This window comes from Nocardia sp. NPDC005978 (genome assembly GCF_040614455.1).
Taxonomy (GTDB): Bacteria; Actinomycetota; Actinomycetes; order Mycobacteriales; family Mycobacteriaceae; genus Nocardia.
Genome location: NZ_JBEXUS010000119.1, coordinates 1 through 23870 on the forward strand (window position 1 = coordinate 1; position 23870 = coordinate 23870).

The 23870-nt window shown below is 67.8% G+C and carries 22 protein-coding genes and 1 pseudogene; 13 read left to right on the top strand and 10 right to left on the bottom strand.

Going from position 1 to position 23870, the window contains the following annotated elements; translation table 11 throughout:
- Window positions 1-145 precede the first annotated feature (145 nt).
- Both ABZ319_RS34115 and ABZ319_RS34120 read left to right on the top strand, forming a co-directional pair.
- Window positions 146-913: a trans-aconitate 2-methyltransferase gene (locus ABZ319_RS34115; protein WP_354990675.1), complete on the top strand. Its 768-nt coding sequence runs from the start codon at window positions 146-148 to the stop codon at window positions 911-913.
- Between the two features lie 138 nt (window positions 914-1051).
- Window positions 1052-1816, top strand: a complete 765-nt coding sequence (locus tag ABZ319_RS34120; RefSeq protein ID WP_354990676.1) for a protein phosphatase 2C domain-containing protein — start codon at window positions 1052-1054, stop codon at window positions 1814-1816.
- Window positions 1817-2064: 248 nt separating this feature from the next.
- On the opposite strand, the gene ABZ319_RS34125 is transcribed toward ABZ319_RS34120, so the two are convergent.
- Together ABZ319_RS34125 and ABZ319_RS34130 are read right to left on the bottom strand one after the other, a co-directional pair.
- Window positions 2065-4326, bottom strand: coding sequence for a bifunctional serine/threonine-protein kinase/ABC transporter substrate-binding protein (locus ABZ319_RS34125; RefSeq protein ID WP_354990677.1), 2262 nt, complete (start codon window positions 4324-4326; stop codon window positions 2065-2067).
- A gap of 113 nt (window positions 4327-4439) precedes the next feature.
- Window positions 4440-5804 (bottom strand): DUF2252 domain-containing protein, encoded by a 1365-nt coding sequence (locus tag ABZ319_RS34130; RefSeq protein WP_354990678.1) that lies wholly within the window; start codon window positions 5802-5804, stop codon window positions 4440-4442.
- A 96-nt stretch (window positions 5805-5900) separates the two neighbouring features.
- Here ABZ319_RS34130 and ABZ319_RS34135 point away from each other — a divergent pair, with 96 nt between their 5' ends.
- On the top strand, window positions 5901-6260 hold the full coding sequence (locus tag ABZ319_RS34135; protein ID WP_354990679.1) for an immunity 51 family protein: 360 nt from the start codon (window positions 5901-5903) through the stop codon (window positions 6258-6260).
- A gap of 21 nt (window positions 6261-6281) precedes the next feature.
- Here the strand turns inward: ABZ319_RS34135 and ABZ319_RS34140 are convergent, their stop codons facing one another.
- On the bottom strand, window positions 6282-7481 hold the full coding sequence (locus ABZ319_RS34140) for an AI-2E family transporter (RefSeq protein WP_354990680.1): 1200 nt from the start codon (window positions 7479-7481) through the stop codon (window positions 6282-6284).
- A 173-nt stretch (window positions 7482-7654) separates the two neighbouring features.
- On the opposite strand from ABZ319_RS34140, the gene ABZ319_RS34145 reads away from it, so the two are divergent.
- From ABZ319_RS34145 to ABZ319_RS34165, 5 genes are all read left to right on the top strand, one after another.
- On the top strand, window positions 7655-8314 hold the full coding sequence (locus ABZ319_RS34145) for a PhoU domain-containing protein (RefSeq protein ID WP_354990681.1): 660 nt from the start codon (window positions 7655-7657) through the stop codon (window positions 8312-8314).
- A gap of 223 nt (window positions 8315-8537) precedes the next feature.
- Window positions 8538-10919: an MFS transporter gene (locus ABZ319_RS34150; RefSeq protein ID WP_354990682.1), complete on the top strand. Its 2382-nt coding sequence runs from the start codon at window positions 8538-8540 to the stop codon at window positions 10917-10919.
- A gap of 178 nt (window positions 10920-11097) precedes the next feature.
- Window positions 11098-11988 carry an SGNH/GDSL hydrolase family protein gene (locus ABZ319_RS34155; RefSeq protein ID WP_354990683.1) on the top strand — a complete coding sequence of 297 codons (891 nt, stop codon included), beginning with the start codon at window positions 11098-11100 and terminating at the stop codon, window positions 11986-11988.
- A gap of 511 nt (window positions 11989-12499) precedes the next feature.
- A complete protein-coding gene (locus tag ABZ319_RS34160; RefSeq protein WP_354990684.1) occupies window positions 12500-12769 on the top strand; it encodes a hypothetical protein in 270 nt (89 codons plus the stop codon).
- A 282-nt stretch (window positions 12770-13051) separates the two neighbouring features.
- Window positions 13052-13840 carry a DUF6319 family protein gene (locus ABZ319_RS34165; RefSeq protein ID WP_354990685.1) on the top strand — a complete coding sequence of 263 codons (789 nt, stop codon included), beginning with the start codon at window positions 13052-13054 and terminating at the stop codon, window positions 13838-13840.
- 160 nt (window positions 13841-14000) lie between these two features.
- Here the strand turns inward: ABZ319_RS34165 and ABZ319_RS34170 are convergent, their stop codons facing one another.
- Both ABZ319_RS34170 and ABZ319_RS34175 read right to left on the bottom strand, forming a co-directional pair.
- A complete protein-coding gene (locus tag ABZ319_RS34170; protein ID WP_354990686.1) occupies window positions 14001-14516 on the bottom strand; it encodes an excalibur calcium-binding domain-containing protein in 516 nt (171 codons plus the stop codon).
- A 41-nt stretch (window positions 14517-14557) separates the two neighbouring features.
- Window positions 14558-16078, bottom strand: coding sequence for a GGDEF domain-containing protein (locus ABZ319_RS34175; protein ID WP_354990687.1), 1521 nt, complete (start codon window positions 16076-16078; stop codon window positions 14558-14560).
- 406 nt (window positions 16079-16484) lie between these two features.
- Here ABZ319_RS34175 and galK point away from each other — a divergent pair, with 406 nt between their 5' ends.
- The 4 genes from galK to ABZ319_RS34195 all read left to right on the top strand — a co-directional run bounded on the left by galK (window position 16485) and on the right by ABZ319_RS34195 (window position 20462).
- On the top strand, window positions 16485-17597 hold the full coding sequence (gene galK, locus ABZ319_RS34180) for a galactokinase (protein ID WP_354990688.1): 1113 nt from the start codon (window positions 16485-16487) through the stop codon (window positions 17595-17597).
- A 350-nt stretch (window positions 17598-17947) separates the two neighbouring features.
- Complete coding sequence (locus tag ABZ319_RS34185; RefSeq protein WP_354990689.1) at window positions 17948-19693, top strand: sodium:solute symporter family protein; 1746 nt, start codon at window positions 17948-17950, stop codon at window positions 19691-19693.
- A gap of 13 nt (window positions 19694-19706) precedes the next feature.
- Window positions 19707-19952 carry a hypothetical protein gene (locus ABZ319_RS34190; RefSeq protein WP_354990690.1) on the top strand — a complete coding sequence of 82 codons (246 nt, stop codon included), beginning with the start codon at window positions 19707-19709 and terminating at the stop codon, window positions 19950-19952.
- Between the two features lie 93 nt (window positions 19953-20045).
- Window positions 20046-20462 carry a hypothetical protein gene (locus ABZ319_RS34195; RefSeq protein ID WP_354990691.1) on the top strand — a complete coding sequence of 139 codons (417 nt, stop codon included), beginning with the start codon at window positions 20046-20048 and terminating at the stop codon, window positions 20460-20462.
- A gap of 19 nt (window positions 20463-20481) precedes the next feature.
- Here ABZ319_RS34195 and ABZ319_RS34200 read toward each other — a convergent pair whose 3' ends face one another.
- From ABZ319_RS34200 to ABZ319_RS34215, 4 genes are read right to left on the bottom strand one after another with little or no spacing between them, the layout of a single operon-like run.
- Window positions 20482-21096 carry a HEAT repeat domain-containing protein gene (locus ABZ319_RS34200; RefSeq protein WP_354990692.1) on the bottom strand — a complete coding sequence of 205 codons (615 nt, stop codon included), beginning with the start codon at window positions 21094-21096 and terminating at the stop codon, window positions 20482-20484.
- Window positions 21093-22394: a putative toxin gene (locus ABZ319_RS34205; RefSeq protein WP_354990693.1), complete on the bottom strand. Its 1302-nt coding sequence runs from the start codon at window positions 22392-22394 to the stop codon at window positions 21093-21095. The genes ABZ319_RS34200 and ABZ319_RS34205 overlap by 4 nt, the downstream gene beginning before the upstream one ends.
- A gap of 4 nt (window positions 22395-22398) precedes the next feature.
- Window positions 22399-22686 carry a WXG100 family type VII secretion target gene (locus ABZ319_RS34210; RefSeq protein ID WP_354990694.1) on the bottom strand — a complete coding sequence of 96 codons (288 nt, stop codon included), beginning with the start codon at window positions 22684-22686 and terminating at the stop codon, window positions 22399-22401.
- Window positions 22686-23003 (bottom strand): WXG100 family type VII secretion target, encoded by a 318-nt coding sequence (locus tag ABZ319_RS34215; protein ID WP_354990695.1) that lies wholly within the window; start codon window positions 23001-23003, stop codon window positions 22686-22688. The genes ABZ319_RS34210 and ABZ319_RS34215 overlap by 1 nt, the downstream gene beginning before the upstream one ends.
- Before the next feature lie 177 nt (window positions 23004-23180).
- Between ABZ319_RS34215 and ABZ319_RS34220 the strand changes: the two genes are divergently transcribed.
- Window positions 23181-23549, top strand: coding sequence for a YbaB/EbfC family nucleoid-associated protein (locus ABZ319_RS34220; protein ID WP_354990696.1), 369 nt, complete (start codon window positions 23181-23183; stop codon window positions 23547-23549).
- A 78-nt stretch (window positions 23550-23627) separates the two neighbouring features.
- Here the strand turns inward: ABZ319_RS34220 and ABZ319_RS34225 are convergent.
- Window positions 23628-23870 (bottom strand): annotated as a pseudogene (locus ABZ319_RS34225) (hypothetical protein); the annotation flags it as partial.

Genomic DNA, 23870 nt, shown 5'->3' on the forward strand with positions numbered 1-23870 from the left:
GGAGCAGCTCGGTAGCTCGCTGGGCTCATAACCCAGAGGTCGCAGGTTCAAATCCTGTCCCCGCTACTACGTAGCTCAGGCCGGAGAATCGATGATTCTCCGGCCTGATTTCTTTGCACGGTGGGTGACCAGAGATGGAGCAGCCATGTGGGATCCGCAGCAGTATCTCGCTTTCGATGATCATCGCGCACGTCCCTTCTTCGACCTGGTCGCCCGGGTGCGGGCCGAAACCCCGCGCCGGGTGGTCGATTTGGGGTGCGGTCCGGGCAATCTGACCGCGGCGCTGGCCCAGCGCTGGCCCGAGGCCACCCTGGAGGCGCTGGACTCCTCACCCGAGATGGTCGCCGCGGCCCGCGAACGCGGAATCGACGCCAAGACCGGGGACGTGGTGGACTGGCGGCCCAGCGCCGACACCGACGTGGTGGTGTCCAACGCGGTGCTGCAGTGGGTGCCCGAACATCGTGAGCTGCTGGCCGGCTGGGCGCGTGAGCTGCCCGCGGGGGCCTGGATCGCCTTCCAGGTGCCGGGCAATTTCGACGCACCATCGCACCGCGCCATCCGCGAACTCGCGGGTCGCGAGCAGTGGCGGGACCGGCTGGCGCCCGCGGGGTTGCTCGAACCCCGCGCGGTGCTCGACCCCGAGGGCTACGCCGCCCTGCTGACCACCGCCGGCTGCACGGTCGACGCTTGGGAGACAACGTATCTGCAGCGGCTCGAGGGTGAGGACCCGGTGCTGGAGTGGGTGACCGGCACCGCGCTGACCCCGGTGCGCACCGTGCTGGAGGACCCGGACTGGGTCGAGTTCCGGCGCCAGCTCGCACCCCTGCTGAGCGCGGCCTATCCGCGTCACCCGGACGGCAGCACCTGGCTGCCGTTCCGCCGGGTTTTCACCGTGGCCCGCACCGCATGCTGAATTTCTGGTCACGTGCTGGTCACGATATGTTTTCCACAGCAAGCGCACAGGTAATTTCGGGAGCACCGCACGGGTTTGCGCCGTTGAATGGGGGAGTGCTGATGGACGCGGCACCGGAAAGGCCGAGGAGGTCGGGCCATGCAGAACGCAGCAGTCGAGATCGGTGTCGTGCCCATCGAACCGGGTGAGGGCGCCCGGCTCGGCCGGGTGAGCGGCTCGGCGGTGAGCCGGGTCGGGGGTCGCAAGCTCAATGCCGACTCCTTCGCCACCGTGACCGACAGCGCGCTGGGCCGCACCGCGTTCGCCGTCGCCGACGGCGTCGGCGATCATCTCGCCGCCGCCCGGGCCGCCCGCCTGGTCGCCCGCACCGCCGCCCGGATCGCCCTCACGCACGGCGCACAGGCCGGAATCCTCGCCGCGCAGGAGGAACTGCTGCGCGAACTACCGGAGGCCGCGGCCGACAGCGTGCTGGTCGTGGCGGTGCTGCCCGCCGAAGGACATCCGGACGGACCCATCGACATCGCGTGGGTGGGCGACTGCCGCGCCTACCGCTGGAACGGCCGGATCCTGCACCAGATCACCACCGATCACACCGTGGCGGAATACTTCCGGGCCCGCGGCCACCAGCCGCTGCCCGGGATGGGGCACCTGGTGACGACTTCCGCGCGCACCGCGCACGCGGAGGACATCGGCTCCGCGGCCACCGGCACCAGCCTGGGCCGGCTGCTGCTGTGCACCGACGGCGTATCCAAGCGGCTCGAGCTGACCGACATCAAAGCCCTGCTGGCCGAACCGAATACACCCGCCGAGGCCGCGGAGTCCCTGGTCGCGGCCGCACTGGCGGCCGGCGGCACGGACAACGCGACGGCGATGGTGCTCGACATCGGCGCGGCCCCGGCCTGATCCGGCACGCCCGGGCGCGATTCGATGCGGTTCTACCCTGACCTTTCAGGATCAGGCTCGATCCCAAGCGGCTCCGCACTGATTCGGCCCGACCTCGGCTCGATCGCGGCACGGCTCCGGCCCGCGGCGGCCCGGCTGCCGCTCGATCCCGCGCGGACAGCTCGTTTCGGCGGTCCTCGGCTGGATCGGGTAGATCGCGCTGCTGAATCCGGTGCGGCCGAGCCCGATCCGGTGCGGGCCCGCGCCGATCAGTCGAGCCGGTACAGCCAGATGCGGGGGTCGGTCAGTTCGCCGGTCGCGGACCAACCGTAGGTCTGCGCGATGCCGTCACCGGCGTAGCCGTGCAGGAACTCGCGCAGTTCGGTGCGGCCGCCCTGCCCGGAGACGATGCCGCGCAGCACGATCGCGGTGAGGTCATAGGCCTCGACCGCGTGCGCCGCCGGATCGGTGCCGGTGGCAGCGCGATAGTCGGTGCGGAAGCGCTCGGTCGCCGGACCGCATTGGCAGGACACCAGCGTGCCGGTGGCGGGCGTCTCCCCGGAGGTGCGCAGCGCCGGATCGTAGCCGCCGTCGCCGACGATGAAAGGCGCTGTGACACCCGCCTTCCGGAGTCGCGTCAGCAGGTCGGCCGCCGCCGCGGCCTGCCCGGAGTAGTACACCGCGTCCGGGCGGGCGGCCGCGACGGCGGTGACCGCCCGGCTCTCGGCGCCGGTCGTGAGACCGACCTCGCAGGTGGCGGCCGCGCCGAGGCCCTCGGTGACCGTATCGGCGAGTTCGTCGCCGAAGCCGCCGCCGCTGTCGCGGACCACGCACACCCGGGAGTACCCCGCGGTGCCCGCCAGATATCGGCCCACCGCGGGTCCCTGCGCGTTGTCATTGGCCAGCCCGCGGAAGAATCCGGTCCAACCCGATTGCGCCAGTGCGGGATTGGACGCCGACGGGGTCAGGAATGACAGCCCCGCCGCTTCGAAGATCCGGCCCGTCGCGATGACCTCGTTGGACAGCGCCGGGCCGATGACCGCCACGATCGACTCGTCGCCCGCGATGCTCGCCGCGACCTGCGCCGCCGTGCGCTGCGTGCCCGCGGTGTCGAACTCGCGCACGGTGACCGGGCACATGTTGTTCCCGCCGCGCACGAGTTCGGCGACCGCCAGCCGCACCGACCCGAGCACGGTGCGGCCCAGCGCGGCTTGATCGCCCGAGAGCGGCAGTGCCGCCGCGATCGACACCGGATCGCACTGCAGTCTGCCGTCGTTCGCCGGGTCCTGGATCGAGACCGGCGCGGCCACCGGTCTGCCCTGTGCGTCGATTCGGGTCAGCGGGACGAACCCGGGGTATACGGCGGCGGGCGCCCGAATCGAGGCCGGTGGCGGATCCTGTTCGCCCGAGGCTTCGGAATCCTGTGCGCCGTAGAGAATTCCGGCGCCCGTCGCGAGAGCGGCGACCACCGCGCCCACCCCGGCGGCGATCCAGCGCCCGCGTCCGCGCCGGGGCGGGGCGGTCGAATCCCGCGGTGGCTCGGTGGTATCGGCCGGGGTCAGGTCGTGCAGCACCGGGAGCACCATGGTGGCGTGCTCGGCATTGTCGGCGCCGGTCAGCACGGTGTCGGCGCTCGCCCGCCCGAGGGCGGCGAGTGTCGTGTCGCCGAGCGCGATGGGCGCGGGCACCGAGTCGGCGAACATCGACAGCGCCTGTGCCGCGGCCTCGGCGAAGTCGCGGCACGAGTCGTACCGCCGGTCGGGCTCTTTGGCCAGCCCGCGCGCGAGCACCTCGTCCAGCGCGGCCGGGAACTCCGGGCGGCGATCGGTCACGCGCGGCGGCGGATGATGCAGGTGGCCGGCGATCACCGCGGCGGCGGTCTCCGCCTGGAACGGGGTGGCTCCGGTCAGCAGCCGGAAGAACGTGCACGCCAGGGAATACTGGTCCGAGCGCTCGTCGAGCGCTCCGCCGGAGAGCTGTTCGGGCGAAGCGTAGGTGATGGTCGCGGCCAGCGTGCCGGTCCGGGTCAGGTGCGCGGAGTCGTCGCGGAGTCGTCCGATGCCGAAGTCCGTCAGCAGGATTCGCTGCTCCTGGCCCGGTGTCGCCCGCGTGAGCAGGATGTTCGCGGGCTTCACGTCGCGGTGGATGACGCCCATGGAGTGCGCGTAGTCCAGGGCCTTGGCGGTTTCGGCGATCACCCGCACCGCGTCCCGGGGCGCGAGTGCGGCCGGGTCCAGCGCCGCGGCGTCCCCGCCGTCGACGTACTGCATGGCGATCCAGAGTCGCCCGTCCTCCACGCCCCGGTCGTGCACGGTCACGACGTTGGGGTGGTCGAGGCGCGCCACCAGCTCGGCCTCCCGCTCGAAGCGGGCCCGAGTCTGGTTGTCCGAGGCCAGCTCCCGGGCCAGCAGCTTGATCGCGACCAATCGGGGCAGCCGGGGATGCCGGGCGAGGTACACCACCCCCATTCCGCCGCCGCCGAGCTTGCGCTCGATCCGATACCCGGCGAACTCCTCGCCCACGCGCACCATCAGACCCCTAACACCGCAAAACCTCTCGCACCCTACCGCTTCACGGTGAGCGAATCCGCATCGACGTTGGCGGACAGCGGTTTTGGCGGAAGTTTGCGCGGAACGATGGGGCGCTAGACGGACTCGGCAGCGTCCAGCCGCCCGGACCCGATCGCGGCCAGCAGGGCGGCGTGGTCGATGGCGGTCTGATCGGCGTAGGCGAGCGCGAAGTCGGCGATGGCGTGGTCGAATCCGGGGCCCGAGCCCAGGTAGGACGCGATCGCGACCCGGTCGCCCGAGCGCGCGTGCCCGCGGGCCAGGGTGTGCCCGCACAGGGCCGCGTACTGCTGCAACTGCGGTGCGCCCATATCCTCGATGGTCGCCGAGCCCTTCATGTCGCGCAGTTGCCGCCAGTAGTAGTGCCGGCCGTCCGGCCCGGTGGCCCAGCCCAGGAAGATGTCCCCGGCGGTCTGGGTCAGGCGCTGCCCGTGTACCACCCGGTGCCCCTGATGCCGGAACACGCTGGAGCGCGTGTGCGGGGTCAGCACCGAGTCCTCGGCCTGCTTGACCTGGAGGAAGAGCGGGTCCCCGGTGGTGCGGCCGATGAACAGCGCGATGAAACAGCGGGTGCCGACGCTGCCGACCCCGACCACCTTCATGGCCGTATCGCGCAGGCGGTACCGGTCCAGCAGCACCCGGCGCTCCTCGGGCAGGCTCGCGCGGTAGTCGCTGAGCACCGAATCCACCGCCGCGGCTTCGATCGTCGAGATGGGCATGATCAGGGGCGGATCGTGCCTGATGCACGGCGCGCCGTCCGGCCCGGGCTCGGTCAGTTTCTCCAGGGCCTGCATGCTGGTGCGCGACCGTGCCTTGTCCAGCACCTTGGCGGTGGCCTTGCGGGCGTCCCGGCCGACCAGGGCCGCCACCTTCTCGGCGTCGACCTTCTCGTACCAGACGTCGGTCTCGCCGATCCCGGCCAGCCGGGTCATGGTCTCGCGGTACGCACGGGCAGCCGCACGCGCCCCGGCCGCGGCGTCGGTGTCGGAGCAGCCGTTGGCGCGGGCCGCCACCACCACGCTGGCGGCCAGCCGCTTCACGTCCCATTCGAACGGGCCGGGCAGGGTTTCGTCGAAATCGTTGAGATCGAACACGAGTGCGCGCTCGGGGGAGGCGAACAGCCCGAAGTTCGACAGATGGGCATCGCCGCAGAGTTGTACCGTCAGGCCGGTGTTGGGTCCCTGTGCCAGGTCGGCCGCCATGATGGCGGGCGCGCCCCGGTAGTACGGGAACTGCCCGGCGGCCATGCGCGCGTAGCGGATTCGCACCAGTTCGGGCACCCGCGTGGCGGCCTGGCGTTCCAGGATCTCGATGGGATCGGCTCGATCGGGCGCCGGCTCCCACCCGGCCAGTCCGGACCGGGGCACCACCTTGCGCGCGGCGCGACCCGCTTCGGCCGCGGTCGGCTGCGGTTCGGTGGGTTCGACGTCCGGTATCGGCATGCTCTCGGACTCTAGTTCCCGGTGCGAGTGGTTCTGACCTGCGCGCGATCCCGGCGTGTCCGATGGCTGTCGGCGGGCGCGTATATCGTTCGCCGCGTGATCGATGATCGGGAAACCTACGCGCCGCTGATCTTGTTCGAGTACGACCACCGGCCCGGGAACTACTGCCTGATGCTCTCGGACCGCTTCATGGTCGAGCGCGAGGAGACCTTCGCCGCCGCCGGGTACGAGGGCAACGGCTACGGCTGGACCGGCGTGGCCGAATCCGCGGTGCGCAACCGCCTGCCCGAGATCGCCGAGCACGTGAAGTTCGATCCCGAGGCCGGGACCTTCGTCGGGTACGGGCAGGATGTCGAGGCCCTGCGCCGCCTGGGAACGGTGCTGCACACCGCGTTCCACGATCCCGCCGTGCTGACCGAACTGATCGCCGAGGGCGATCCGGAGTGGTTCGACTGATCCGCCCGCTCGCCGCGCACGTCAGGAATCGGGCGCGGCAGGCGCGCCGCGACGGCCGCCGCCGGCCCGCTCGATGCGCGGATCCTCGGTCACCGCATAGCGTTTGACGTATTCGCTCAGGAACGCCTGCACCGTCGCGGTCGCCGGTATCGCCAGCAGCGCGCCCACCGCGCCCAGCAGCGCCGCGCCCACCATGACCGCGAGCAGCGCCACCGCCGGATTCACGTCCACCGTGCGCGCGGTGATGCGCGGCTGCAGCACGTAGTCCTGAATCCACTGGTAGACCACCACGAAGATGACCAGCCACAGCGCGTCGAGCGGATCCACGGTGAGCGCCACCAGGACCGGCAGGATGCCCGCCAGGTAGGTGCCGATGGTCGGCACGAAGGAAGCGACCACCCCGAACCAGATCCCCAGCGCGAAGGCGTTCGGCAGCCCGAGCAGCCACAGGAAGACCCCGTGCACCACGCCGGAGATCACCGCGAGCAGGGCGCGCGAGTACAGGTAGCCGCCGGTCTTGCGAACGGCCAGATCCCAGGCGTGCAGCACCGCGCCCTGACGGGCCGGGGGCAGCAGCGAGCACACCGAGCGGCGCAGCTTGGGGCCGTCGGCGGTCATGTAGACGCTGAACAGCGCGATGGTGACGACCTTCGCGAACCCGCCCAGCACGGTATTGGATACGCCCCAGGCGTTTCCGGCCGCGCGTTCGGCGTACTGATTGATCACATCGGAGTCCTCGAACATCCGATTGCGGAGTTCGGTGACGGTGAATTCCTGATGAAAAGTGTGATTGATCCAGTTCACCGTTTCCTCGAGCACCCGCGGCAATTCCTGGACCACATCGCCGACGGTTTTGACCAGCAGGATGCCCACCGTCGCGACGAAGCCGACCGTGCAGGCCAGCGCGAGCACGAACACCAGGGCGGTCGCGATTCCGCGGTTGAGCCCGCGCCCGGCGAGTGAGTCGACGGCGGGCTCCATGGCCAGGGAGACGAAGAAGGCCACCGCGAGAATGATGCCGATCCCGATCAGCCGATGTGCCGCCCAATCGCCGAGCTGGAACAGCCCGACCAGCAGTAATGCGAGCACCATCGCGCGCGGAAGCCAGCCCGGCATGCGGCTCCCCGGCGGCGCGGGGACCGGCGCCGCCCCGCCGTCGTCGTCCTCGGCGCGGTCCCCGGGGGTCTCGCCCGGTTCGGAAACTGGGGGTTGGGTGGACACCGGCTCAGTGTCGGGCACGGGCGGGTGTTTGCTCGCTGCGACGCACCGGAATTCCGCAATAACAGGCTGGGCGGTTGGTTTTTCGAGTCGGGCGACAGGCCGAGAGGCATTCGGCCGTACGGGTTTTGCCGCGATAGTGTGCAGGGGTGCTTGTGGGCGGACAAACTATGCGGGTGCGGACGAAATTCTCCATCGAGCTCATGGCGTTGACCGATGAGCTGGCGCATATGGCGCGATTGACCCGGGAGGCGGCCGAACGCGCCGCGGTGGCGCTGGCGGGGAGTGATCTCACCGCCGCCTACGAGGTGTTCGCGCTGGAGGAGAAACTACAACTCGAGCACGCCAGGTGCGAGGACCGCTCGGTCATCCTGCTGGCTCTGGAAGCGCCGGTGGCGCGCGACCTGCGTCATGTCGTCACCGCCATCCAGATCGCGGACGATCTGCTCGCGATCGGCGGCGCGCTGAGCCGGGTCGCCGACATCGCGGTGCGCCGGTACCCGAACCCCGTTGCGACGCAGGAACTCATCGCGATGCTCACCGAGGTCGCCGGGGGTGCGGTGGTGGTCGCCGAGACCGTCGTGGGGGTGATCGCGGCCCAGCATCCGCCGCGCGATCAAGTGCTGGTGACGCGGGACGAGACCGCCGACCGCCTGCGCGCCGAGATCGCCGAACTGGTGGCCGATCCGGGCTGGGCGCACGGCTCGGCCATGGCCATCGACGCGGCCATGCTGGTGCACCACTACGGCCGCTGCGCGGATCACTCGGTGCGCATCGGCCAGCTCATCCGGTTCTTCCACACCGGAATTCCGCTCTACGCACAAGCGGAGGCGTAACCACCTCATCGCGGGGGTATGTCGCGATAGGTTCTGTCGGCACGGGTAAGCTGCCCGAATTGCTTCATGGCGAGGTCTTTTCGAGTAGCACGGCACATTTCGCACCCGAAATCCGACAAGGGCCCCAAAAGTGACGAATACCGCTATCGAGTCTTCGTCGGCTCCAATGTCTTTGGATGCCGATACCGGAACGCAGCTGTCGCACAAGCAGATTTTGACCATTATGTCCGGTCTGCTGTTGGGCGTATTCCTGGCTGCCCTGGATCAGAACATTGTCAGCGTTGCCATCGTTCGCATTGCGAATAGCCTGCACGGTTTCGATGAACAGGCTTGGGCCACTACGGCATATCTCATCACCGCCACCATCAGCACACCGCTGTACGGCAAGCTGGCCGACATCTACGGCCGCAAACCCTGTTATCTCGTCGCCATCGGCATCTTCGTGCTCGGTTCGGTGGCCTGCACTTTCGCCACCACCATGTACCAGCTGGCGGGCTTCCGCGCGGTGCAGGGCCTGGGCGCGGGCGGACTGATGTCGCTGGCCTTCACCATCATCGGCGATATCGTCCCGGTGCGCGAGAGAGTGCGCTACCAGGGCTATTTCATGATGGTCTTCGGCATCGCCACGGTGCTCGGGCCGGTGCTGGGCGGCTGGTTCTCCAACGCCGATCACCTGCTGGGACTGGAGGGCTGGCGCTGGGTCTTCCTGGTGAACGTGCCCGTGGGCCTGCTCGCCCTGGTCGTGGTCGCCAAGGTGCTCGAGGTCCCCTTTCACAGACAGCGGCAGCGCACCGACTGGCTGGGCGCGATCACCCTGACCATGGGCACGGTGCCCCTGCTGCTCATCGCCGAGCAGGGGCGGGAGTGGGGCTGGGGCTCGGATCGCGCGCTGCTCTGCTACGGCATCGCCGTGGTCGGTCTGCTGCTGTTCGTCATCGTGGAACTGCTCATGCGCGACGCCGCGCTGATCCCCATGCGGCTGTTCTCCAGCGCCACCTTCAGCATCGCCATCGTCGGCGGGTTCATCGTCGGCATCGCGATGTTCGGCGCGATCGTGCTGGTCCCGCTGTATTTCCAAGTGGTGCGCGGCTATTCACCGACCAAGGCCGGGCTGATGATGCTGCCGCTGGTGGTCGGAATCATGATCGGCGCGCAATTGGCCGGGCTGATCACCAAATTCACCGGCCGCTACAAGTTCCTGCCGGTCCTGGGCTCGCTGATCATCGCCGCCGGCTCGGTGCTGTTCGCGCTCGTGCACTACGACAGCCCGCTGTGGCAGCCGCTGGTGTTCTGCGGCATCATCGGATTCGGGCTCGGCGGCTGCATGCAGACGCTGATCATCGCGGCCCAGAACGCCTCTCCGCGTTCGGATATGGGCGTGTCCACCGCCGCCGCCACCTTCTTCCGCCAAATGGGCGGCACCCTCGGCGTGGCCATCTTCCTGACGATTCTGTTCAACCTGCTGCCCGACCGCATCATCGCCGCGTTCGGCGGCTCGCTGCCGCCGGAGTTCGGCGCCGGACAGCTCGGGCAGATCCAGAGCAACACCACCGGTATCGCCGAACTACCCGACCACCTGCGCGCTCCCATTCTGATCGGCTTCACCGACGCCATGGGCGGGGTCTTCTTCGTGGCCGCCGCCGCCGCGGTGGTCGCCGCCGTCGTGCTCATGTTCATGAAAGAGGTTCCGCTGCAAGACATGCCGATCGCCGCCGCAGAGGTTCCGTTCGTCGAGCCGGAACCCGAACCCGAACTCGAGCCCGAGCCGCAGGCCGCGGCCGAACCCGAGCCCGAACCGCGAGACGAGGTGCACATCGGCGCGGCCAGCTTCCTGTCGGTCTCGGGCTGCGTGCACCGCGAGGACGGGCCCGGCGTGCCCGACGTCGTGCTGACGCTGATCAATCAACGCGGACATCAGGTTTCGCGGGCCATCGGGGAGTCCGACGGCATCTACGCGATCGGGGTGCCGCGGGCGGGGGACTACGTGCTCATCGTCTCCGCGAACGGGTATCAGCCCGCCGCGGTGAGCATCACCGTGGGCCGCCGCCCGCACATGCTCGATATCGCGCTGTCCGGATCCGGCGAGGTGGGCGGCGTGGTGCGCTCGGCCGTTCGCGGAGTCCCGGTGGCGGGCGCGACCGTCACCCTCACCGATGCCTACGGCGACGTGGTCGGCTCGGACGTCACCGAAGCCGACGGCGCGTACGGTTGCCGCGGCGTGCTGGCCGGGACCTACACGCTGGTGGCGGTGGCCGAGCACATGCGCCCGTGCGCCGCGACCCTGAGCGTGCCCGAGAGCGGAATGCTGCACCACGACGTGGAATTGCTGCCGCGCGCGGTGCTGGCGGGCTCGGCCTGCACCGAGAGCGGGCAGTCCGTGTCGGACGCGCAGATCACCGTGCTGGACGAGTCGGGCGATCTGATCGCCGTCACCCGCACCGACGACACCGGGCACTACGTGGTGCCCGATCTGGCCGACGGCCGCTACACGGTCATGGCCCGCGGGTACCCGCCGGTCTTCAGCCGGGTGACGGTGGTGGACGGCGCGGTCGCACACGATGTGCTGCTCGGCTACGAGCGTCGTGAGGCCGTCGACCACGTGTGACGGGACCGCGGTGCGATGCGGGGGAGCGGGGCCGGGTCACTCGTGTCCCGTTCACCCGCGCGCGACCCCGCACGGGCTGTTTTCCCGTTCTGCCCGCAAAGGCACTGACCTGCTGTTAGATTCGTCACTGGACGGAAGTCCAGTTTGCTTCGCGCCGGGCAGTCAGGGGAGACAGCCGATGAAGTTCTCACGCGTCGTATCACTGCTCGCGGTGCTCGTGGCCGCGGCGGTCCCGTTCTCGGCCGGGGGAGCCGCGGCCACACCGGCGGACGGCGGTCCCGCGTTCGGCGAATATGTGGCACTGGGCGATTCGTGGGCGGCCGATGCCACCCTGAGTCAGATCACCACGGTGTTCGCCCCGCTCAACTGTGTGCAGAGCGCGCGCAACTACGCGAAGCAGGTGGCCGCGGCGCTGGCCGTCCCGGTCTTCCGCGATGCCACCTGCGGTGGCGCGACCACCCACAACATGACCGCACCGCAGTCCGGCAATCCGCCGCAGTTCGACCGGCTCACCCCCACCACCGATCTGGTGACCATCGGCATCGGCGGCAACGACGCGGGTCTGGCCGCGACCGTCACCGACTGCGTCACCCTCGATCCGGCCGTCTCGCCCTGTCTGAACACCCTGGTCCGCAACGGCGTCGATCAGATGTCGATCAACATCGCGGCCGCCGAGCCGCGGGTGACGGCCACCATCGACGGCATTCGCGAGCGCGCGCCGCACGCGCGCATCCTGCTGCTCGACTATTTCGAGGGGATCGGCCTGGAGGGCGGCTGCTTCCCGGAGATCCCGATCTCCGACGCCGACGCGGTCTGGCTGGGATCGAAACTCCTGGAAATCGACGCCATGCTCGCCCGCGTCGCCGCCGCCACCGGCGTCGAGTTCGTGAACACCTACGAGGGCAGCACCGGCCACGACGCCTGCCAACCCGTGGGCACCCGCTGGGTGGAGGGCCTGATGCCGTTCTCCGGCAACCCCTTCGGCTTGGCGGTCCCCTTCCACCCCAACCAGCTCGGCGCCGACTACCAGGCCCGCCGCGTCCTCGAGGCGCTGTCGGCCGCGGGCTGACCGACCCGACCCCGATGCCCGGGGGCGTGTGCACCCGGGCCGTTGTCCCGCGGTTCGGGAATTCCCCCGCGCTCCCGCGAATTGTGACGACGCGCGCGCATGCCGGGCGTTGTCGTGATTGCATACACGGGAATGATTTCGGTGCTGCGAAACAGGAGACGGCCGGCTGTCTGGGGTGAGCGGAGAGGTGGAGGCGATACCGTCGCACGGCGCGGGTCCGGGGAGTGAACACCGAGTCTTCCTGTGCGACACGCCTGGCTCGGTATTCCACGACACGCTGTGCCGGTGGGGTAGTCTCTGCGCGCGGCTAATTAGCGGCAACAGCGGTGCGGGGGGCGGAAGTGCGCGGTGGAAAGGGAGATTCATGATCGCCCCCTACCTGAGGCTCGTCGGTGTGGTGTGTGGATTGGCTGCTGTCCTGGCGGGTTGTGCCCGATCCGGCCACACCGATGTGGGGAGGGTTGAGGCCGAAGTGGCCGATATGCCCGAGTCTCACAGAGATAAATCCGAAATGCAGCGCAGTGCGTTCGTCACGGGGTGCGGTGGCACGTCGGCGGGCTGGCAGGCGACCGCGGTGGTGAGCAACCGGGACGAGGTCGAACACCGATATCTGGTGGTGATCAGTTTCATGACACCGGAGTCGGCGGTATTGGACCGCACCAGCACCGAGGTCACCGTGCCGCCCGGCGCGACCCAGGAACTCACCACCGAGACCCAGCTCGACCCGGTCACCCGGCCGCAGTCGCTGCGCTGTGTACTGCGCGGCGTCGAACAGCTCTGACCTGCTGTCGACCGGTTGCGACAACCCGGGCGAATCGACCGTTCGCCCGGTTCGGCGCCCCGGCGAACGCGGGCGGCCGGCGCTGAAAGTTGCGCGCCGGCACCGCGCAGCGCCTACGATCGGACCCGCCGGCCATGCTCGGTGGGCCGAACGAATCGGAATTGCTGAACGTTCACCAACCGGTGCGTTGGTAGCGGTGCGGGTTCTCTGGATGTGGATTTGTCGGTGCCATGGGGCATGCTCTGTGCACGCAGATGTCCAATCGTCCGCCCGGAGAGCCCCATGTCGTCCCGTAGTACCAAACCACAGCCCTTGTCGGAGACCGAGATTCGGCAGATCGGCGAGCAGATCGATGCCGGCCGTCCGCCGATGGTGTGGTTCACGGCGGTGGCGGTCGGCGTGCCGGAAGGCCGTTCCGGAAAGGTGATCTCGCTCGGTGATCCGTCCGAGGGAGATTTCCTGCAAGTGAAGCCGACCGGTTCGAAGGACGTGCTGTCCTTCGGCCCCACCGAGGTGACCCTGACCAAGCCGGCCCGGCCCCAAGCCGCCGTCGGTGTGAAACAGAAAACGGCTACCAGGAAGGACCCCACAGTGACGATGCCGTCGACGGTGAGCACCACCACCGCCCCGCCGAGCGTTCCGAGTGTCCAGAGCGTTCCGAGTACCCCGCCCGCGGCCAAACCGGATCTGCCGCAGGACGGCACGGATTCGGCCGCGGCGAGCACGAGTGGCGAGGCCAAGAAGCCGGCGGCCCCCAAGCCCGCCCGCAACACCGCCACCACCGCGGCCGCGGCTCGCAAGCCCAAGGCGCCGGAGGTGACGGTCACCCTGAGCGGCACCGCCGACGGTGAGTGGACGCTCGACGTCGTCAACGGCAAGAAGCGCACCATCAAGGGCCTGTCGGTGCCGAGCTCGTCGGTCTCGCAGGCCGCCAAGCTGCTGCATCCCGAGGTCGCCGAGGTGGTCGACGGCATTCTGGAGTCGGTCCGGCTGGCCCAGCGCGCCAAGGTCGAGGCCCTGCAGGCCGAGCTGGAGAACGCGCGCCGGCTGCTCGAAGACTTGGCCGGCTGAGCGGTTCTCGGCAGGTTTCACCGACGCCGCTCACGCGGCGCGGGACAGGGGCTCGGTCACTTGTGGCCGGGCCTCGGTCGTTGGTTCACCACGTGAGTTCGATCCGGACGCACCCGGCGCGCCGTGCCGATGTCGCGATCGGACGCGCGCGCGGCGAGGCTCACTCGCAGGCGACGCCGTCGCCGTCGGGATCGAGCAGCGCGTTGTAGCCGGGCGTGCCGCGCAGCAGCGGACCCACGCCCGTGCGTTCGACGTCCGCGCAACTCGTGTAGTTGCCGGGCGCGAATCCCAGGCCGCGCATCAGGGAATCGATGCCATTGGCGATGGTGGGCCCCAGCAGGCCGAGCTTGCTCGCCGAACCGCTGCCCAGGGTGCCGAAACCGGTGCCCGGTGGGAGCGTGCCCGAACCGCCTGCGCCCGAGCCGCTTCCGGCCGAGCCCGAGGCCGAGCCGGGATTCGCCGAGAGGCTGGCCGAACCGGTGCCGGTCGCGATCTCGCCACCGGACGGCGCGGCGGGGCCCACTTCCGTGTTGAGCGTTGATGTTTCGAGTTCCAGCGGATCCGCGAGCGCGACGCCCGTGCCGGCGAGAACCACGGCGGTCGAACACGCCAGGGTGGCGGTGAGCCGAATCAATCCGGTCCGTGCCGGCTCGGCGGTGAATGATCGATACTGCATGAGGTACCCGAATATCCGTGCGGTGACAGCAAATTGCGATGTCAGACCGCGGACTCCCGGCGCCACGTGCGCGGACCGGACTCCGGATGACCGTGCCTGAGATCGGCATGAAAAACGTACCCCAGCGAGTATTCCTTCGCGTGATACATCGCCGAATCAGCCTCGCGCAGAAGCTCATACACGGTGGTATCGACGCCGCGCGGACCGCTGCACGCGATGCCGATGCTGGCGGCGATGCGCACCTCGGCGGCGCTGAGCTCGAAGGGTTCCCCGAGGGCGGCCAGCAGCCGCTCGGCCAGCAGTAGCGCCTGCTGGCGGCCCAGCGGGGCGAGCACCACGAATTCGTCGCCGCCGTAGCGCGCGGCGGCGTCGTCGCGGCGGATGATGCGCCGAATACGCGCCGCGGCATTGGCGATGAGCTCATCGCCCACCGCGTGGCCCCAGTTGTCGTTGACGCGCTTGAAGCCGTCCAGATCGATGAACAGCAGCGCGAGCGGCTGATCACCCCATCTGTCCCGATTACGATGCAGCGCCCGGAGCAGGGCGGCGCGGTTCAGGAGTCCGGTCAGCATGTCGTGATCGGCCTGGTACTGCGCGCGCCGTTCGCTCCGGGCGCTGCGTTCGATGGCGCGTTCGCTGCGTAGCAGCACACCGGACAGCAGCAGGGCGAACAGCGAGGAGACGACGACGCGATCCATCATGTCCAGGCTGGATCCGACCACCGGCACCAGCGCGGCCACGATCATGGTGATGGCGATGATGCTGGCGCGCTGGCGGGAGCGGTGCGCGTGGATGTCGCGCGGGCCGCCCAGCACCACCATGCTGGGGTGCAGGGCCGCCGCGCCGATGAGCGTGTAGGCCAATTGCAGTGGCATGAGCAGCATCTGGCGACTGGGGTCGGCCGAACCGGCTGCCTCCAGGTTGTAGCCGAGATCGCCGGCCAGAATGGCGAGCAGTGCCAGATACACCAGGCGCAGTGAGGTTTCCGAGCGCGCGGAGGTCACCACCGAGTGCGCCACCACGGTCAGCAGCAGCGCGTCGACCACCGGGTAGACGCAGGCGGTGAGCGAGGTGAGGGTGAGCCCGCCGGCGGCGTGCAGGATGGGGGAGATCAGGAAGGTCCACGACAGCAGCAGCGCGCCGAGTCCGATGAGGCCGGAATCCAGCAGCAGATCGTGATCGGTGCTGTTCTGGCGCGGTCGCAGCCACAGCACCGCGGCCGCGCCGATCAGGCAGTAGCCGCTGAGCAGGAACAGATCGTCGAAGGGGTGGCGCTGCCACTCGGTGAGGGTGCGCAGCGCGGTGCCCACGGTGAACTGCACGGCGGAGGCGGACAGCAGATACCAGGGCAGCGGATGGCGGGGGCGGAATCTGTGCACGCCGGCGCCGATCATGATGAGGCTGAGGGCGACCGAGGCGAACAGCGTCGCGAGTGCCAGTGGACGGGAGTCGCTGACCAGGGGCAGGAGCAGGATCAGTAGCCCGCAGCCGAGTCCCATCGTGCGCCAGCAGATCCGGTGCCGCAGTCCGGACTGACCGGCCGGTTCTCCTTCTGGTGTCACCAGCCCCCCTCGTTCCGCTCCGTCCCCAGAACCACGCCGTCCGTCGATCAGCATCTTGCACAACGGGGTCACGACCGTCGAACTCGTCGAGCGTGCTCGCGGACGTACCGCGCGGTGCTCGAGGGCCCCGGCGATCGAAAACCGAGTGTTGCTGTACGAGCATAGGTCCCAGCCGACGGCGGCCGTGTCCACGGGGGAGGGAGCGCTGCCATCGAGATCTGGGCAACCGCGTCGATCATTACACGAAAGCCCGCACTCTGTAGGCGAGTCCGCCGAACCCGCAGGATCACGGTCCGCGTGACTCGCTATGCTGCCTGCCAATCGAACCGTACGGCCTGCATGACTCTGCGGGAAGCCCTGCGGGCGCCGGGCCGTCGGACCAACCCGAAGCGGAGCGGAGGGCATTGTGGGGACAGCGGCGGGGCGGTGGCACGCGCCCGGGCGGGTCAACCTCATCGGTGAGCACACCGATTACAACGACGGTTACGTCCTGCCCATGGCGCTGCCGCTCGGGGTGACCTGCTCCGCGACCCTGCTGCGCGAGCCGGTGATCCGGCTGCGCTCGCGCCAGGCGCCCTGCGACGGGGTCGATATGACCCTGTGCGATCTGGGAACGGGGGGCTGGTCCGAACTTCCCACCTGGGCGCACTATCCGCTCGGGGTGATCCGGGAGTTCGAGCGGCGCGGGCACGAGGTGCGCGGGCTCGAACTCGAGCTGGACGGGACCGTGCCCATGGGCGCGGGGCTGTCCTCCTCGGCGGCGCTGTCCTGCGCGGTCGCCATCACGCTGCGGGATCTGTTCGCGCCCGGCGTGCGGGCCGCCGAGATCATCGACATCGCGCGCACCGCCGAGAACGTGTACGTCGGGGTGCCCACGGGCGTGCTGGATCAGTCGGCTTCCATGCTCTGCACCGCCGGGCATCTGCTCTTCCTGGACGTGCGCACCCAGGAGTACGAACAGATTCCGTTCGAGCTCGAGCGGTTCGGGCTGGAATTGCTGGTATTCGACACCGGTAGTCCGCATCGGCTGGTCGACGGCGAGTACGCCGCGCGGCGGGCCGAATGTGCCGCCGCCGCTGAGGAACTGGACGTTCTGTTTTTGCGGGATGTCACCGATCTCGCGGAGGTCGAACGCCTGGCGGACCCGGTGCTGCGCCGGCGCGCCCGGCACGTGGTCGGTGAGAACGCGCGGGTGCTGCGGGTAGCCGAAAAATTGCGCGCCGGTGCGGATCCCCGTGACATCGGCCCGATCCTGACGGCTGGGCACGTGTCGTTGCGCGACGATTTCGAGGTCTCCGCGCCCGAGCTCGACACCGCGGTGGACAGCGCGCTGCGGGCCGGGGCGCACGGCGCTCGAATGACGGGCGGTGGATTCGGCGGCAGCGTGATCGCCCTGGTCGATCGGGAGTCGGCCGGCGCGGTCATCGCGACCGTGCGAGACGCGTTCGCCCGCATGGGATTCGATGCTCCGCGCACCTTCGAGGTCACGCCCGCGCCGGGTGCGCACCGGCTCGTTTAGGCCACGCGCGTGGCGGCGGGGGCTTAACCTGAAACAGGAACCCTCCACTCGCACATCAGGAACGAGCGAGCCATGGCCTGTCGGTAGTTCGGCGCCCGCGTGGCGCACCGAAATCGCAATGGAAACTGGCGAGCAACTACATCTTTGACGCTTGGATACCTTGTTTACCAGGCGCTTTCCGATGGCCTTTCATGGCGTCGGCGATCCTCCCCGGCAATAGCGAACTCGCGGCTAGTATTGCCCGTCACGGACCGGATCCATAGCCGGGGATCTTCGAGTCACAGCAGTGCTCGCGTCAGACAACAGTCGTGCCCGCGTCATCTCGTGCAGTGTTTCGACAGGAGAGTCGTATGCCGTTCGACGCCAGTGTGCCCGTCGAGGTACACGCGTACGCCGATGCCGTGGCCGCGGCGGGCAGCGGGCTGCGGCTCGATGCGGATCCGATCGATTACGCGCTGATCGCACTGTATTTCGGCTTCGTCCTGGCGATCGGCTGGCTGGCGCGCCGTCAAGTGTCCTCCAGTCTGGACTTCTTTCTGTCGGGACGCTCGCTCCCCGCCTGGGTGACCGGATTGGCGTTCATCTCCGCCAACCTGGGCGCGGTCGAGATCATGGGCATGTCCGCCAACGGCGCGCAGTACGGCATGCCGACCATGCACTACTTCTGGATCGGCGCGGTGCCGGCCATGCTGTTCCTGGGCATCGTGATGATGCCGTTCTATTACGGCTCCAAGGTCCGCAGCGTGCCGGAATTCATGTTGCGGCGGTTCGGGCCCGGCGCGCATCTGGTGAACGCGCTGAGTTTCGCGGTGGCGCAGGTGCTCATCGCCGGGGTCAATCTGTATCTGCTCGGTTCCATCGTGAACGTGCTGCTGGGCTGGCCGCTGTGGGTGTCGGTGCTGGTGGCCGCGGTGATCGTGCTGTCCTACATCACCCTGGGCGGGCTCTCGGCGGCGATTTACAACGAGGTGCTGCAGTTCTTCATCATCGTGGCCGCGCTGCTGCCGCTCACGCTGGTCGGCCTGCACAAGGTGGGCGGCTGGGATGGGTTGCGCGGCAAAGTGATCGAGGGGCCGGGTGGGGCCGAGCAGTTGCAGGCGTGGCCGGGCAACGAGATGACCGGCTTCACCAGCAACATCGCCTCGGTGATCGGCATCGTGTTCGGGCTCGGGTTCGTGCTGTCCTTCGGTTACTGGACAACGAATTTCGTGGAGGTCCAGCGCGCGCTCGCGACGCATTCCATTTCCGCCGCTCAGCGCACGCCCATCATCGGCGCGTATCCGAAGATGTTCATTCCGTTCATCGTGGTGATTCCCGGAATGATCAGCGCGGTGCTGGTGCCGCAGATCGCGGAGTTCAAGGCCCAGGTCACGGCGAATCCCGATTTCGAGGGTGACGTCACCTACAACCAGGCGCTGCTCTATCTCATGAAAGACGTGCTGCCCAACGGTTTGCTGGGTGTGGGCCTGGCCGGGCTGCTCGCGGCGTTCATGGCCGGGATGGCGGCGAACATCTCGGCGTTCAACACCGTTTTCAGCTACGACCTGTGGCAGCGGTACGCGGTCAAGGATCGGGAGGACGGCTACTACCTGAGGGTCGGCCGCCTGGCCACGGTCGGCGCGACCGTCGGCGCGATCGGCACCGCGTTCATCGCGGGCAATTTCTCCAACATGATGGATTACCTGCAAACCCTGTTCAGCTTCTTCAACGCCCCGCTGTTCGCCACCTTCATCCTGGGCATGTTCTGGAAGCGGATGACCCCGGCCGCCGGCTGGATCGGCCTGGTGAGCGGGACCGGCGCGGCGATCGCGGTGTTCGTCATGGGCAAGGCGGGCGTCTTCGAATTATCCGGTCAGGGCACGAGTTTCGTGGCCGCCGGGGTCGCTTTCGCGGTCGACATCGTGGTCAGCGTCGCCGTCACCCAGGTCACCCGCCCCAAACCGGCCGCCGAACTGGTGGGCCTGGTCTATTCCGAAACCCCGAAGTCGGTCCGCACCGATCCCGACGCGGACACCCTGCCCTGGTATCAGCGCCCCGCGATCCTGGCCGGGATAGCCCTCGTAATCGTCATCGCCCTCAACGTTTTCATCGGATAAGAAAGGCGCGTCAATGCTGTTCGATATTCGCACCATCGTCGGCGGACTGCTCGCCTGCTACGGCGTAATCCTGATCATCGTGGCCCTCAGCTACGACACCCAATACCAGCGCGCGAAAACCGGCGGCATAGACATCAACCTCTGGGCAGGCATAGGCATGACCGCCGCGGCCCTGGTCTTCTTCGCCTGGGTCCGCCTCCGCCCGGTCCGCCCCCTGACCGGCTCCCCGGTCCCGGTCGACGAGGACGCGGTCGACTAGGCGTAGCCGCGGGAACGTACCGCTGCGGTATCTTCTCGGGGCGGCCGAATTCACCCGGGGGTATCGGCACGTCGAACCGGAGGTGAGAGAATCGTGGGTTCCTGGCGCGAGAATGCTTCTGCGGCTGCGCAGTCCGACTTGGATGCACTGCTGGACGCGGCTCTGGAGATGGCTGAGGGCAGGCTCGCCCAGCGCGGGGAGTTCTACCCGTTCGGATTGGGAATCGACGCGGATGGTCGGACCGAGGTGATCGCCGTGATGGCCGATTCGGCACAGCAGGCTCAGGGACTCGTCTATCAGTCTCTCCGAGCGCGCCGTTCCGAATTCCGGGCGGCTGTCATTGCGGCCGACGTTCGACTGCCGCAGTCGAGCGGCGATGCGGTGGACCTATACCTGGAACACTCGGAGGGCACAGCCATCAATGTGCTGGAGCCCTATCGCATCGTTGATGGGGAGGTAGCTCCGGAGTCTCTGCGGGCCTACAGCGCGGATCGCAGGATCTGGCTGTAGCTTCCGTTCCCCTGCGGTATCAGTCCTGAAGATTACGCAGAATTCGTTCTGCCGTCCGGCGATGCCATTTGTTCTTCGACTTCGCGAAAGGCTCGACCTGCTCGTGGATTCCCTGTGCTCGCAGCTTCGCGAGTGCCTCCAGCGCGTGTCCGCATACTGATTCGTCGCCGAGTTGGGCGGCGGCGATGCTCGCGGCTTCCGGACGGCGAGACTTTCCGAGCCAGTTCACAACCATCTGCCGGGACATGCCGAGGGACCCGTTGCTGGCGATCGCCGCGAGTTCGTCGAAGTACGCGTCGTCTGCAGGAATGTCGTAGAGCGCGTTTCCCGCGCTCCACCGGGCGTTTTCGCTGATCGTCTTCCAACTGTCGAACTGGGAGATGAGGGCAGGAATGGCGGCGGATTTGCGGGACTCCCGCCGGTTGAGCGCTTGAATCAGCAGTAGCCGTGTGGTATCGCGGTCCGCCTCGGAGCCGGGCCATCGTGCCTCGAGATCCGCGAGCCACTCGGCCAGGACCGCGATTGCCTCGGCAGGTTGTCGTTGCTGACGTGGTATGTCGGAGACATCCTGCCCGTATCCGCCGGCCGCACGGTAGACACTCAGCAGTAGTTCGGCTGGAGACGGATTCGTCAACTGTTCAAATCCTTTCGCACGATGACTATCTTGCCCTGACTGACGAGATTCTGTATCTCGGGGGCCAGCTGTGTTCGGTTGTCGACCACGAGATTGAACGTGTACTTGTTGTTCGCGGCGTACTGCTCGAAGTCTTTGATCTGATCGGTGTACTCCTGGTAGTTGACGTTTTTCACCTCGGTCAGCACCTTGCGGGCATGATCTACTTCATCAGGTATGCGACGTTTTGCCGTTCCGGTCGCCGAGGGGATCGACGTTTTCGTCGTGGTTGGATCTATTCCGGCGCGTGCCTCTGCGCGTGCTCCGCGCGCTCGGTTCTCACGAGCGGTCTCCGACTTGGTCGGCTCGGGCGGCCGCTGGAGTTTCAACAGCAGGACGGGATTGATCTTCGTGTTGACCGCACTGGTCAGGACGGTTGACGCGCCATCGAGAACTCCCCAGGTCACATCGCGGGCAGTAGCGAGGCCGGTCAGCATGGTCTCGATCCGTCCACGGCTGTACTTGATTTCGAGTTCGGCGGCCTTGCGAATGGCCTTTTGAATCGGTCGGCCCACGGTGGCGGCATTTATTGTATTGATTGCCTGTGCGACGGTCTGCACCTGCAACTCCCACTCGATGCCCTCTTGAGCGGCTTTCAGTACGTCGGCATAGCCGCTTATCGCACTGCCGATCTGGCGCATCGCGTCCGAGAGTAGCTCAACCGCGTCCTTGACGCTGGAATTGACCGAGGTGATATCGGGCATTTCGGTGGTCTTCGCGACAGCGAGCTTGTCCATCTTGGGTTTGACATCGTTGTCGAGCGCGCCGTACACGCTGGCGAGCACTGTCCAACTATTCGCTGCCGCTTGCAGTTTGGTGGTATCGCCATTGACCCATTCGGTATCGGGCATGACTATCTTCCAGCCGAACGGCTCTGATCGATTGCCGCCTGCGGGATTCTTGAGCGGGCGAGCGAAGAAGGTCTTTCCGCCCGGGTCGGCGTCCGGCAGGGCTCCACCAGGGGTGTTGTATTCCTGCGCTTCCTCGGACTGATCGTGGTTGACCCCGCTCTGTCTGATCAGGGCGGCCATTCGATACAGCACCTGTGTTGTCACGCTGGCGCTGACGGTCCCTTCGAGCCCGACGAAGTTGTACTTTGCACCCCACGTTTGTCCGCCCGCGTCACTGCCTGTCATCTCGACGGCGGTGCGCAACTCGCCATCGAGTTTGCTCAGTGCGTTCGAAGCAGTGGTACTGGCCTTGCTGTATGCGCCGGCCGCCTCGTAGAAGAGTTCCGGATCGACGTCCAGTTCGGTCAAGGCTTCAGCCTCGCCACATAGCGACGTTTGCCGCGATGGCCTGCGTATATCGGGTGTGAGCGGCCTGCGCCGCGCTGTGAATATCTTTCAGGCCGTCTCGGATTTCCTGGGCAGCGGTCATCAACCCGGCGTGCGCCGTAGCCTGCGCGTCGGCGGCACTACCTTCCCATCCGGATTGCAGAGTGGTGACCGCTCTGTCCAATTCGGTGATCTGGGCTTCGAGGAAGGTGCCGAAGCCGTCCACCCGTGTGACGAACGAGTCCAGTTGTGCCAGATCAACTCGGTGTCTCATCACAGGTCCAGCGATAGTCGGATGAAGTCGATGCTCTCGGTGCTCACCTGTTCCTGTTTCAGGTACTCCTCCGCGCCGTCATCCAGTGCCGTCGTCATCTGTTCGAGTGCGTCGAACAGGGCCGAGAGTCCTTCTTGTATGTCCGACCAGCCCTCCGTGAAGAGTCCGCCCTGATACCCGATCCATCCTTCGCTCAAGTTGTCGGCGTCGCTGTCCAGCGAGCGGTACTCCTTGGATATGCCTTCCAGCAGTGATCGGATAGCCGTTGCCGCAGCTGTCAATTCCGGTGGTGTGACAGACAGCACTTCTTGTCCCATTGATTCCCCCCTGCTACGTCCCCGATATCGGTGTCGTACAGACCTTTACGGCGAGACGTCCGATGTGACCAGGCTAGCTGGGTATGGCGTCGCACTCAATTGCTGTGACCTACTGCAGCCGTTAGTGTTTGCATCGTCGACGCCGCGCCGAGTCGTGGTGGGAAGCGGGGGCTGCCAATGAGTGACGATGCAGAGTGGATCGCGAAACGCGATGCACGCGTGCGGGATGCGATTTCGAAGGTTCGGGGCCATGCCCGAACATCGACCGGCGCAGTGGTAGTCGAGACCGACATGGACGGCACGATCACCGAACTCCGAATCTCGCCGACCGCGATGACCGCTGACCCTCAACAGTTGGCGAGTGCCATCACGCAGTGTCACGGAATCGCTCGGGAGCGTGCGCAGGCCGAAGTCACCGAGATCTTCCGCGAGATGATGGACTCGCCTCGACCGCCGATCTCGGAGCCCTTACCCGAGTCGCGGGCGACTGCTGGTGCACCGGAGTGGGAGGAGGCGACCCCGTTGCGTATCACCCATTCGCTGTGAGGCCGGGGAAGCGCGGTGAATACGTACAACGAACCCCGCAAACCGGTTGGGTTCGCGGGGTTCGGGATGCGGAGCCGGTTACTTCGCCGGGGCCGTGAAGGGCTGGTTGATCGTGGTGAAGTACTGGGCCGCGGCCAGGATCGCCACCGGAGCGGTGATGAAGATCTGGCCGGCGAGGGTGCCCAGGAACCCGGTCGCCGCCGCGCCGATCAGGCAGCCGCCCACCGGGCCCGCGCCGAACATCAGGGCCAGGGGGCCGGTCAGGGCCGCGCCGGCGATCCCGCCGGCGACGCAGCCGAGGGCCGCGCCGCCGATGCCGCC

What these genes read in the sequence shown, in the direction of transcription:
- ABZ319_RS34115 (WP_354990675.1), top strand. Translation starts at nt 146, where the DNA reads ATGTGGGATCCGCAGCAGTATCTCGCTTTCGATGATCATCGCGCACGT.
- ABZ319_RS34120 (WP_354990676.1), top strand. Translation starts at nt 1,052, where the DNA reads ATGCAGAACGCAGCAGTCGAGATCGGTGTCGTGCCCATCGAACCGGGT.
- ABZ319_RS34125 (WP_354990677.1), bottom strand. Translation starts at nt 4,326, where the DNA reads ATGGTGCGCGTGGGCGAGGAGTTCGCCGGGTATCGGATCGAGCGCAAG.
- ABZ319_RS34130 (WP_354990678.1), bottom strand. Translation starts at nt 5,804, where the DNA reads ATGCCGATACCGGACGTCGAACCCACCGAACCGCAGCCGACCGCGGCC.
- ABZ319_RS34150 (WP_354990682.1), top strand. Translation starts at nt 8,538, where the DNA reads ATGTCCGGTCTGCTGTTGGGCGTATTCCTGGCTGCCCTGGATCAGAAC.
- ABZ319_RS34155 (WP_354990683.1), top strand. Translation starts at nt 11,098, where the DNA reads ATGAAGTTCTCACGCGTCGTATCACTGCTCGCGGTGCTCGTGGCCGCG.
- ABZ319_RS34160 (WP_354990684.1), top strand. Translation starts at nt 12,500, where the DNA reads ATGCAGCGCAGTGCGTTCGTCACGGGGTGCGGTGGCACGTCGGCGGGC.
- ABZ319_RS34165 (WP_354990685.1), top strand. Translation starts at nt 13,052, where the DNA reads ATGTCGTCCCGTAGTACCAAACCACAGCCCTTGTCGGAGACCGAGATT.
- ABZ319_RS34170 (WP_354990686.1), bottom strand. Translation starts at nt 14,516, where the DNA reads ATGCAGTATCGATCATTCACCGCCGAGCCGGCACGGACCGGATTGATT.
- ABZ319_RS34185 (WP_354990689.1), top strand. Translation starts at nt 17,948, where the DNA reads ATGCCGTTCGACGCCAGTGTGCCCGTCGAGGTACACGCGTACGCCGAT.
- ABZ319_RS34190 (WP_354990690.1), top strand. Translation starts at nt 19,707, where the DNA reads ATGCTGTTCGATATTCGCACCATCGTCGGCGGACTGCTCGCCTGCTAC.
- ABZ319_RS34210 (WP_354990694.1), bottom strand. Translation starts at nt 22,686, where the DNA reads ATGAGACACCGAGTTGATCTGGCACAACTGGACTCGTTCGTCACACGG.
- ABZ319_RS34215 (WP_354990695.1), bottom strand. Translation starts at nt 23,003, where the DNA reads ATGGGACAAGAAGTGCTGTCTGTCACACCACCGGAATTGACAGCTGCG.
- ABZ319_RS34220 (WP_354990696.1), top strand. Translation starts at nt 23,181, where the DNA reads ATGAGTGACGATGCAGAGTGGATCGCGAAACGCGATGCACGCGTGCGG.